General features: G+C 58.0%; 11 protein-coding genes. 1 reads left to right on the top strand and 10 read right to left on the bottom strand.

Annotated features, from left to right (window positions below):
* Positions 1-358, top strand: a 358-nt coding sequence (locus LC354_RS24110; protein WP_223423163.1) for a transposase, incomplete at its 5' end; no start/stop codon positions are given.
* A 124-nt stretch (positions 359-482) separates the two neighbouring features.
* Here LC354_RS24110 and LC354_RS24105 read toward each other — a convergent pair.
* From LC354_RS24105 to LC354_RS24060, 10 genes are all read right to left on the bottom strand, one after another.
* Positions 483-1,169, bottom strand: a complete 687-nt coding sequence (locus tag LC354_RS24105; RefSeq protein ID WP_223428527.1) for an urease accessory protein UreF — start codon at positions 1,167-1,169, stop codon at positions 483-485.
* 15 nt (positions 1,170-1,184) lie between these two features.
* On the bottom strand, positions 1,185-4,259 hold the full coding sequence (locus tag LC354_RS24100; RefSeq protein WP_223428526.1) for a proton-conducting transporter transmembrane domain-containing protein: 3,075 nt from the start codon (positions 4,257-4,259) through the stop codon (positions 1,185-1,187).
* The gene (locus LC354_RS24095; protein WP_223428525.1) at positions 4,256-4,627 is read right to left on the bottom strand and encodes a sodium:proton antiporter; all 372 of its coding nucleotides are present in this window, start codon (positions 4,625-4,627) and stop codon (positions 4,256-4,258) included. The genes LC354_RS24100 and LC354_RS24095 overlap by 4 nt, the downstream gene beginning before the upstream one ends.
* Positions 4,628-4,641: 14 nt before the next feature.
* Positions 4,642-5,334: an MnhB domain-containing protein gene (locus LC354_RS24090; protein WP_223428524.1), complete on the bottom strand. Its 693-nt coding sequence runs from the start codon at positions 5,332-5,334 to the stop codon at positions 4,642-4,644.
* On the bottom strand, positions 5,331-5,672 hold the full coding sequence (mnhG, locus tag LC354_RS24085) for a monovalent cation/H(+) antiporter subunit G (RefSeq protein ID WP_223428523.1): 342 nt from the start codon (positions 5,670-5,672) through the stop codon (positions 5,331-5,333). Before mnhG ends, LC354_RS24090 begins: the two co-directional genes overlap by 4 nt.
* Positions 5,669-5,917: a hydrogenase subunit MbhD domain-containing protein gene (locus LC354_RS24080; RefSeq protein ID WP_223428522.1), complete on the bottom strand. Its 249-nt coding sequence runs from the start codon at positions 5,915-5,917 to the stop codon at positions 5,669-5,671. The genes mnhG and LC354_RS24080 overlap by 4 nt, the downstream gene beginning before the upstream one ends.
* A 1-nt stretch (position 5,918) precedes the next feature.
* On the bottom strand, positions 5,919-6,152 hold the full coding sequence (locus LC354_RS24075; protein WP_223428521.1) for a monovalent cation/H+ antiporter complex subunit F: 234 nt from the start codon (positions 6,150-6,152) through the stop codon (positions 5,919-5,921).
* Positions 6,153-6,171: 19 nt separating this feature from the next.
* On the bottom strand, positions 6,172-6,684 hold the full coding sequence (locus LC354_RS24070) for a Na+/H+ antiporter subunit E (protein WP_223428520.1): 513 nt from the start codon (positions 6,682-6,684) through the stop codon (positions 6,172-6,174).
* Positions 6,685-6,889: 205 nt separating this feature from the next.
* Positions 6,890-7,597 (bottom strand): hypothetical protein, encoded by a 708-nt coding sequence (locus LC354_RS24065; RefSeq protein WP_223428519.1) that lies wholly within the window; start codon positions 7,595-7,597, stop codon positions 6,890-6,892.
* Between the two features lie 190 nt (positions 7,598-7,787).
* Positions 7,788-9,779, bottom strand: a complete 1,992-nt coding sequence (locus tag LC354_RS24060; RefSeq protein ID WP_223428518.1) for a mechanosensitive ion channel family protein — start codon at positions 9,777-9,779, stop codon at positions 7,788-7,790.
* Positions 9,780-9,916: the final 137 nt, after the last annotated feature.

The raw sequence follows: 9,916 nt of genomic DNA, 5'->3' as shown, positions 1-9,916 counted from the left end.
GCCTTGGGTCATCACAGGCGCGATGAACGGCCCGGCATTCGACACCTACATCGAAACACAACTCGCTCCGGTGCTCGACCCCGGCACCGTTGTGATCCTGGACAATCTGTCCACCCACAAAAGTCCGCGCGCAGCCGAAGTTCTGCGCAAGCGCGGCTGCTGGTTCTTGTTTCTGCCTGCTTACAGTCCGGACCTCAATCCAATTGAAATGGCATTCTCAAAGCTCAAATCCCATCTGCGGCGCATCGGAGCCAGAACCTACGATGCCTTGTTTGAAGCGCTTGGCGACATCTGCGATCTCTACGAACCAGTAGAATGCTGGAACTTTCTCAAAGCCGCCGGATATGCCTCAGATTAAATGCAAAATGCTTTAGCCGCTCCAAGCGGCATTTATTGTGAACGGCAAAGCGAACCGGATCGCCCTTTTGCCTTTGGCTGATCCGTTGTCGAAAGCAGTCGTCAGAGCCACGCCATTCGCCCTGTCAGGACCGGAACAAGCGGCTGGGTTGCACCTCGTGCTGCGCGCTGCCGATGGCGAGCATCACCGATACATTTCCGATCTCGTGCTCTTCCAATGCACCGGACACAGCAACACATTCCGTGATAATCTCGGGTGCTGCGCCCAGGATGCGCTGACCATCGACCTGCCCGATACAGCCAAGCCGGATCGCAGCGGCAATCTGAGCATCGCACATCGCCCACATCAGCCCGGCCAACGCGGCTTCGGGCCCCACCTTCAAGTCAAATGCGGCAAGGGCATAGGCGGCCGGATAGCTTCGACAATGCGCTTTTAACGGCCCCTTCGCCAAGGCTGTGTCCAGATCGACCAGCAGCGTCAGCAGGGCTTCGGCAGTGCGCTGGTCCTCTTGCTGCACCTCACGGCTTTCGCGTGCAGCGGCCAACCAGTCATCCAAACGTGCAAAGGCGGCGATGTCATCCGCTTCCAGCGCGGCCATCAGGCGCAGAAACAGCGCGCCATCAAGAGTGGCGAAGCTGTGTTTGAGCACCCCAAATACCCAATCGCGGACGTCTTGCGCGCTCTTTACCCAACCTGCGGCGACAGCATGCTCGAGCCCTCTGGAATAGGCAAACGCACCGACCGGCAGGCTGGCGCTGAGCAGCCGCAACAGCGGCAGCGGTATCTCGGTGGTCATGTCGGGTTTGGTCATGTGCAGAAACTCATCTTATGAGGCGGGAAGGAAGGTTGACATGAAGTAAAGCACAAGGAAATAAGCCAGGACCAAAAGCACATAGAACTGTCCATTTCCGGTATAGATGCGGCGCGTGCCATCAGCCAGTACTTCGATACCATGCACGAACGCGCCCCATGCGGCTTGCGCGAGGCGCGGGGTCGCCGCTTGTGGCAAGGGCCGTGCAAGCACAAGCGCCGCCCGCGCACGCACCGACTTTCCCATCACCTTCGACAGGCCCCACCAGAGGGCCATGAGCCCCGCAGCCGCTGCAATGGATGTCAGCATGACCGGGGTCGGATCCCAGATCCCGTAGATGGTTTCCAGCGACTGCCCCTCCCAGACGAGGGTCGCGGCGAACTGCGGATCGATCGCGTCAGAGACAGGACCCATGAGCAGTTTCGGGAAAAGCGAAAAGACGAGAATGCCTCCAACCAGCAGCACTTGCGGGATCAGGATCATCGCGGGCGCTTCGCGCGATTGCGTGATCGCGGGGCCAAAGAACAGCCCCACCAAAAGCCGCGTCATGTACCAAAGCCCCAAAAACGTCGCCAAGATGCCCCCCGCAACCAGAACGGTCCAGCCTTTGTCCATCAGCGCGCTGAGCAACAGCCATTTGCCACCAAAGCCCATCAGCGGCGGCAGACCGGACATGGAGAGCAATGCGACTGCTACGACGGCAAAGGTCAGCGGCATGCGTCGTACCAGTCCGCTGATCTCGTCAAGCTGCCGGGTCCCCGTCCGCAGGATGATTGCACCCGCCGCCAAGAACAGGATGCCTTTGACCATCATGTGATTGGCAACGATATAAAGCGCCGTGACCCAGCCCAGATGGCTCATCAACGCAATCGCAGTGACGATATAGCCCAACTGGCTCATGCTGGAATAGGCCAGCAACCGTTTCAGATCTCGCTGGCACAAGGCAAGCAGCGCTCCGATCACGGTGGTCGCCATGCCGATACAGGCCAGCAGATAGGTAAAATCGACGTTCAGTTCGGACTGCGCCGCGGCATAGGCCGTCATGAGCAAACCGAAGATACCGACCTTGCTGACCACCCCCGACAGGATCGCGGTCACATTGTCCGGCGCTTCGCCATAAGCGGGCGGCAGCCAGATATGGACACCGATGGCGGCTGCCTTGACCAGAAAGCCCGCCGCCAGAAGCGCGTAGCCAACCATGGCTTCGGGCGTGGCAATGGTCAGGGCGATCAACGCCCGGCTGCCGGTCTGACCGGCAATTATCGCATAGCCGCCCATGATCAGAAACGCGGCGAACATCGAAAAAACCATGAACCGCAGAGTTTCCGGCAAGGCATTGCGGCCTTGTGCGATCAGAAAGAACGACGCGACCGTGATGAACTCCCATGCGACATAAAAGGTCAGCCCCAACTGCGTGCGCAAAACCGATTGGATCGACAGCAGCAGCACAGCCATCAATGGATAATGCAGAGGCGGCATGGTTTTCTCTGCCAGCCCGGCGGACGCAATGATGAGCCCACCGGCCAGCAGGAGATGGGAGAACAGCCCGGCAATCCCGTAGGCCTCGGGCAACATCTGCGACGCGCCCACCACGGCCACCAACATCGCGATCCCTTGCAGCCGCGACGACAGCAGCGGGCCGACCACCAGCAACCCTGCCCCGACACCCAGCGGCAGGAAAATCAACAGACCATCCGCGCCGGAGGCCATGGCCATGCCGACCCCGGTGACGATCAACAAAACAGCCATCGTAAGTACCGGCAACAGAATGTTCAGTTTAGGTTCGGGCAGTTGTCGTTCTGGGTTGGGCGTGACGGCCCGGATGAACCAGCGAAAGAGATAGGTCGTTTCCATCAGCGACCCGGCCAGAAGGATCGCGATCAGCAAAAACCGTTCCGCGCTGGCAAGTTGCATGATCAACTCCCATTTCGCCCAGAACCCCGGAAACGGGGGCAGCGCGCAGATCGCCACGACGAAAAGTGCCAACCCGCCCGCAACGAACGGCCGCCGCGTGAGGCCAAGGGCTTCGCGCAGATCCGACGCCCCGATGGCCGCAACCAGACAAAAGAGCCCCGCCTTGGCCAGCAAATGGTTCAGAAACAGGCCAAACACAACCAGCGGGATCACCTGCTGAGCGCCAATCTGGGTCAGAACCGCCAGCGCCAGTACGCCCAGCGCCATTTGCCCCACCGAGGAATAGCCCAGCAACCTTTGTATTTTATCCTGCCGCAACCCGATCAGGTTTGACGCCAGAAACGTCAGTGCCGTCGACGCGATGATGAGGCTGAGATAATCGGTGAACAGCGGCAAGAGCTTGTAGACGGCAAAGAGCATGCCCGCCGACGCACAGACCGACAAAAACGCAGCCAATGCGGGAGGCACGGTTTCATAAACGTCCAAACCCCATCCATTCGCAGGAAAGGGTTTCAGCTCGATCAGCAAGCAGGCCAGCATCATGACCAGCGCGATGCCACTGATCGGCCCGATCAGGCTGGCCTGCGCCTCGATCACGAAGTCGATGTTCAGATGCCCGGTCACGTAATAGATCAACACGGCCCCCAACAGGAACAGCGTCGAGGCAATGACCGTGGCCATCACGTATTTGAAGGCCGCCTGAATCCCGTCCCGCGATGTCACGAGGCCAAGCAGACCGTAGGTTCCGATAGACACGATCTCGAGGAACACGAACAGGTTAAACAAATCGCGGGTCATGATCATTCCGTTGATCCCCATCACCAGGATCAGAAACAAAAGCAACGCCACGTAGTTCTTTTTGAGATGGTCCCAGTGGGCCACGGCCAGCAACGTGGCCATCACATTGACGCTGACGGAAAATGCCCCCTCGGCGAGGCCAAACCGCAGATTTATCGATATGGGAGGTGCGGCACCCGCCGTGAGGATCTCAATCGCTTCGCCACCGCCCTGCACAACGGCAATCAACGAAAAAATGCTGGTCAGCGTAAGCCCGCCAAGCGCGGCGAAGAAGCCGGTATGCAGCCATCCATAGCCAATCTTGTAGAGCAACGGGATCAGGAAACCGCCCCCGATGCCGAACAACAAGATGCCGATCGGATGCGCCAGAGCGGTCATGCCCGCGAGTGCCGGAACGCTTCGATATCGAGCGTGCCGTGGCTGCGGTAGAGCCGAATGGCATAGGCCAGCATCACCGCCGTTACTGACAACCCGATGACAATCGCCGTGACCGTCAGCGCCGATGGGATCGGGTCAACCACCCTTTGTGCGGCACCGGCCACAGCAAGGTCCGCATCCATGATCGGTGCGGTCCCGCCGGTCACATAGCCCAGCGAGACCAAGACAATGGCAATTCCAGAATCCATCAGCGAAAAACCGATGATCATCCGCAGGATATTGCGGTGCAGAAGGATCGCGGCCAGACCAATCAGGATCAGCCCAAAGCCCGTCACCATCATCACGGTCGACACTGGAAAGGTGATCATCGCACGCCCCCCCCTCAGGTTCTGAACTTGTCGATGACGACGCTCAGTTCCGCCCCGACCTTGATCCCGAGCAGGGCAGAGATCAGCGGGATGGCTCCCGCGCTGATGAATCCGCCCAATTCACCGGCGGGCAGAAACCGCGGGTCCAGAAACCCGCCTGCCAGGACGATGCCCAGAATGCCCAGCAGCACGAACAATATCCCGGCCGTGGATTCAACGATACTGAGCAGGGTCGTGTTCAGCCGTGTTTCCGGGGTGGCGATCAGCAGCAACATGACGCCCGCCGCGACGATGGCTCCGCCCTGAAAACCGCCTCCCGCAGACAGATGCCCGTTCACGATGACGTAAGCACCAAAAGTAAGGATCATGGGAAACATCACCTGCTTGCCACTATGTACGATTTCGCCGGGGTCCGAACGCTGGAAGGCCTTGGGCGGCTTCGGCTGGCCCTCAAGCGGTTTCAACAACAGACCCAGCGACGCTGCCACCATGAAAAGCACCGCAACTTCGCCCAATGTGTCCAACCCGCGATAGGTGATCAGAATGCCAGTGATTACGTTGGGGGTGGTCAGCGACTCCGGGCTCAGCGTGACATAGCTGGCCGCCAGAGGACGCAACGCATCAAGCTGCACATAAGCACCGACGATCCGCGTAAAGACCACCGCCAGAAGGCCAATCACGATCACAGAAAGAACCCGCTGCATCATAGCTTGTCGCCCGCCGCATCGCTGCGGGTGTCAATCTCGGCCAAGGCATCTGGGCCCGGTGCCATCGGCGTGCCCAGACGGTGGCCGGAACGTGCCAGCGCATGGGACGAGATTGGGTTGCTGACATAGACAAAGTAGATGATCAGAAGCAGCTTGAAGATCCAGTCAGGGTGGTAGATCGCCAGCCCGATCATCACCAGCGTCGCCCCCATCGTCGTCGCCTTGGTCCCGGTCTGGATACGGGTAAAGGCGTCGGGCATCCGCAACAGACCAAGACCCGCGGAAAACAGGAAAACCGACCCCGAAAAAATGAAGAGGCTTCCGATCAGCTCGCTCATTCCCGGTTCTCCCAATAGCCGGTCTTGCGCAGGGCGTAGAGAAAGATGAACGTGGCCAGCCCCGACCCGATCGCAGCCTCGGTCATCGCCACATCCGGCGCGGCGAGCAGCAAAAACGATATCGAAGCAAAAAGGCTCGCCAGTCCGCCACTGACGATGGCGGCCAGCAGGTTGTTGAGCAGCACCGCTAAAAGGGCACTGACCAGGATGCAAACGCAGATCAGCAGGATCATCAGTTCAAGCATGCTAGAGCCCCCTGTCGATAAAGCGTGCGACCGCAAGGACAGACAGAAAACTGAGCAGCCCATAGACAGCGGCAACATCGAGGTAGACGAACCGGTCCGCGATGTGAGCATAAAGCGCGATCAGCACGATTGCGATGATGGTCAGCACGTCCATCGCCACAATACGGTCGAGCAATGTTCGGCCGATGACCAGCCGGATGACACTCGCGACGATCCCGAGAAAAACGAGAACCACCGATATCTGTATGAGGAGACTAGCCAAAGGTTTTTGAAAGGATCGGTTCGAACGGTCCCAGATAGGTTTGGGTATTGGCGTCCGCATCGGTTGAGGTCAGATCAAGACCGTGAATGTAGACATCGGACCCATCCATACCCATGACCAGAGTGCCTGGCGTCAGTGCGACGCTGTTGGACAGCACCAGGCGGGCAAAAGGCGATGTCAGACGAGTCTGCGACAGCACGATCCCTGGTCGAATTTTTACCTTTGGTGAAAATACATATGCCAAGACCATGAGGTTTGACTTCACCATTTCGCGCAGGAAAATTACGGTATATTTCAAGAATGCAAGCCCACTGGCAGGCGAGAAAGTGAGGTCATTCCAGATCCCCGGCGAACGGGTACAGAATAGTGCGATGGACAGGGTCACGATCAGTCCCACGCCCGAGACTTCGATCGCCAGCGTTCCATTGACGGCAACCCAGATCACGAAAAGGACAAACCACAAGGACAGTGTCGCGCGCAACCGTGCAGGTTCGAATGAGGCCATCACTGGGTTCCTTTCCCTCGGGTTGCGTATGAAAATAATCTGACAGACCACTTACCCATATTCAACTGACTTTCCCGGACTTCGCTACATATCCGCTGTCGACCTGCGCCTGACCCTTGTTTCGCGACCTTTCCGCCAAAGCCGGACGTGGGGTCTCGAAGCGCGACCAAAAGCGGTACACCGTGCGACCGCTACTGCAAATCGCTCAGGTCGTCCCCATGGCGATGGGCCATGTTTCGAGGATTATGGCGATCCCGATTCCGCCAGCGATCGTGGCAATGGCGATCTGCGACCCTTTGTGCACCCATCCGGCGGTCTTTTCCGCGGCCATCAGCGGCCAAGCTGCGAGTGATGACATTGCCGCCATGCCGACAATCGAACCCAACCCGAAACAAAGGACATAGATCAGCGCTTGCGTCGGGGTCTGCGCACTCGCCAACGCCAGCGCGATGAGCGCCGCTGACCCGGCCGCTCCGTGGAGCAGTCCAACCAAAAGCGCCTTTACCGGAAAACTATGGGCATGGTCGTGGGGATCGCGGGCATGAGGCAAGTTGGCCGTGGCGTGGCTATGGGCGTGAACATGCAGGCCGTCGCCGTGGTCATGGGCGTGGAAATGCACTTTGTTGCGTTTCATTTTCCTGATCATGTTGCCCGCCAGAACCACCATCATGACCCCAACCGCACACTCGAACGCGGCCGCCCTCGATGGCGTCAATACCATACTGAACTGAATGACCGCCGCGCAGATCAGGAAAAGCGTTATCGTATGACCAAGCCCCCAGGTCGCACCGCGCAACACCAACCTGCGGCGCCCGCCCCCTTCCGAAGACAACGTCGCAACCGCGGCGAGGTGATCCGCTTCGAGCGCATGGATCATCCCGGCAACCACACCGAGCAGTAACAAGCTGATCATTCTCAACCTCCGGAAAAATCGGAACAACAAGGACTTGCCACTACACCGGCGACGCGACCCTTGCTCTTTCAAAAAACCTAGACAGGAATTCAGGAATTGGCAATCGCCTCAAGGTCACCCTCTAAGAAGGAAATGCGGGTCGAATTCAGGGCCTCGGAAAAGACGGTGAAACACATAGATGCAGGTTCGTTCAGGTCGCCTTGTTGTCCGCAGGGTTGGCGGGCGGGCTCTCTCGGATGGGCTCCGCCGACAGTGGTTCCGCTGTCACTGGACTGCTATCCTCTTGCTTGCCAGCTTCCGGGCTTCCCTTCGGAGGATAATCCAAAGAGCAGTTCAGGCGTTCGATCTCTTCTTCGGTCAAGCGGAGAAATGGCAATCGGCCTGACTCGCGCCAGCCTTTGACAGTTTGCTTGGCAGTTTCCGCCAAATCTTCATCAAGGTTGTCGCTGCCCATGGCATAGATGGCCCTTGACGGAAAGGCGAAGCCCGTACCGGCTTCGCGGACGATACTATAGATCCGCAAATAGACATCTTCACGCACTGCAAAGAAATCGTTCCATTCTCGGGTCATCACATAGACGCGAATATCGATGTTTAACGCGCTGTCGCCATATCCGGAAAACCGCACACGTACCGTGTTGGGATTGATGCGCGGGTGTGCGTGCAACATCTTGCGTAAGTTCACCAGCACATAGCGCAACTGGTCCGGGTCGGTTTCATAGCGCAGACCTAAGACCTGTGTGAGCAGCATTTCGTCGCAATGTGCGAAGTTCACGATCTGCATATCCACGAACTGTGCGTTCGGAATGGAAATCAGCGTCCGGTCGAGCGCACGGACAGAGGTTGAACGCAGCCCGATTTTTTCGACCGTGCCGGTGAGGTCACCGAACTTGCAGAAATCACCCAGCCTCACTGGGCGATCAATATACAGAAGCACGCCGCCGATCAGGTTTTCCAGGGTCGGGCGCAACGCAAGCGCCACGGCAAGACCGCCAACACCCAGACCGGCCAAAACGCTGAGGATGGGAAGCCCGATAGCCTGTGCCCCGAACGCCAGAACAACCACAACCCCGACGACCGCGACAACGAAGGAGATCAAGCGCAGGAGGTTGGCGTCCAGACTTTCACCCTTGATGAACGGCGAATGGATCAGCATCTCGACCGCGATGCGCATGGCGTTCCTGAACAACCACGCATATGCCAGATAGGAAATAACGGTTTTGACCACATCGACAAAGGCTGCAAAATCGCCTGATACGTTAATCTGGAATGCCAGCATAGGTATCGCAAAATTGCCCACCGTCAGAAGCGCAAGTGGCCGCAAAACCGCCACCATTTCCCTGCTGAACCACCCCGACGGCGTGAGCATCTTGACTACAAGGCTGAACGCCAGAAAAACGGCGCCAAAGGTGGCAAATCCAAGGAAGACAAAGAGAACCTTCCAGATCGGCGTATCCATCCAGAGATCCAACAAAGACTGCGGCAGGGATCGATAGATCGCGGACGGTATCAAGGGGCCGGTCAGTTGCGGAGAGAACGTACTGAAACTTACGATATCCAGCGTTGTCTCAAGCGGCAGATGGGCGATTGCACTGAAAAACCTGGGCGCGAGCTGAATCGTATTCGCGCTGAAAACGTAGTCGCCCTGCCGCTCGCCTGTTTCAATCTGTACGATCCGCAGTGGCGTTCCGGGGATTTGATAAACACCAACGTCTCCAAAATCGGGCACAGCGCCGTCCGGACCCGGAGTGAGATCAGGCAGCGGAATGCGTCCCAGAATATCGAGAAGGTACGTTGTGGTGGTGATCCCGGTTTCGCGGCGCGAGGCCACTGGGACTGCCTCCAGATCGATCAGTTGGTTGAACTGATCCGACAATATGGCCATGCGGGCCGCGTTTTGTAACGATTTTGTTGCGAGGTATCCGGCGATTTCAACCTCCAGCCGATCCCGAAGCAACATGAACGTTTCCAGAGTGTGGCGCGGAGAGTCCGTGCGCACGGCGATATACGAGTTGTCCAGACCGGCTGCGGTTTCCTGTGCGGTCGCCTCCGGTGCAGTGACAATGAGACACATGACGGCGATCAACGCGCTTTGTAACAAAGTTAGCGCTGCACAAACAAAGCTCTGGTCGTTCACGCGGCCCAGACCTGTAACTGTCCCATGGTTTTTCATGTTTCTCATGTCAAAATATCCCGGTGTTCAACGAAGGTGGCGCTTTTGAATTGCCCTAAAAGTTGAGGAAGTGAAGGACCACCGGCTGACGCCGGAGGCATCATTTGTCGGAATGTAATTCCAGGTACTGCTTGATGACATCGTCT

This window comes from Tateyamaria pelophila, assembly GCF_019966495.1.
Lineage (GTDB): Bacteria > Pseudomonadota > Alphaproteobacteria > Rhodobacterales > Rhodobacteraceae > Tateyamaria > Tateyamaria pelophila.
Note: the sequence above shows the minus strand (reverse complement) of the source record. Positions and strands in the feature narration are given on the sequence as shown.

Excerpts from the sequence above, each read along its gene's own strand:
- LC354_RS24090 (WP_223428524.1), bottom strand. The coding sequence starts at position 5,334 with ATGATGCAGCGGGTTCTTTCTGTGATCGTGATTGGCCTTCTGGCGGTG.
- LC354_RS24070 (WP_223428520.1), bottom strand. The coding sequence starts at position 6,684 with ATGGCCTCATTCGAACCTGCACGGTTGCGCGCGACACTGTCCTTGTGG.
- LC354_RS24065 (WP_223428519.1), bottom strand. The coding sequence starts at position 7,597 with ATGATCAGCTTGTTACTGCTCGGTGTGGTTGCCGGGATGATCCATGCG.
- LC354_RS24080 (WP_223428522.1), bottom strand. The coding sequence starts at position 5,917 with ATGCTTGAACTGATGATCCTGCTGATCTGCGTTTGCATCCTGGTCAGT.
- LC354_RS24100 (WP_223428526.1), bottom strand. The coding sequence starts at position 4,259 with ATGACCGCTCTGGCGCATCCGATCGGCATCTTGTTGTTCGGCATCGGG.
- LC354_RS24105 (WP_223428527.1), bottom strand. The coding sequence starts at position 1,169 with ATGACCAAACCCGACATGACCACCGAGATACCGCTGCCGCTGTTGCGG.
- LC354_RS24060 (WP_223428518.1), bottom strand. The coding sequence starts at position 9,779 with ATGAGAAACATGAAAAACCATGGGACAGTTACAGGTCTGGGCCGCGTG.
- mnhG (WP_223428523.1), bottom strand. The coding sequence starts at position 5,672 with ATGAGCGAGCTGATCGGAAGCCTCTTCATTTTTTCGGGGTCGGTTTTC.
- LC354_RS24095 (WP_223428525.1), bottom strand. The coding sequence starts at position 4,627 with ATGATCACCTTTCCAGTGTCGACCGTGATGATGGTGACGGGCTTTGGG.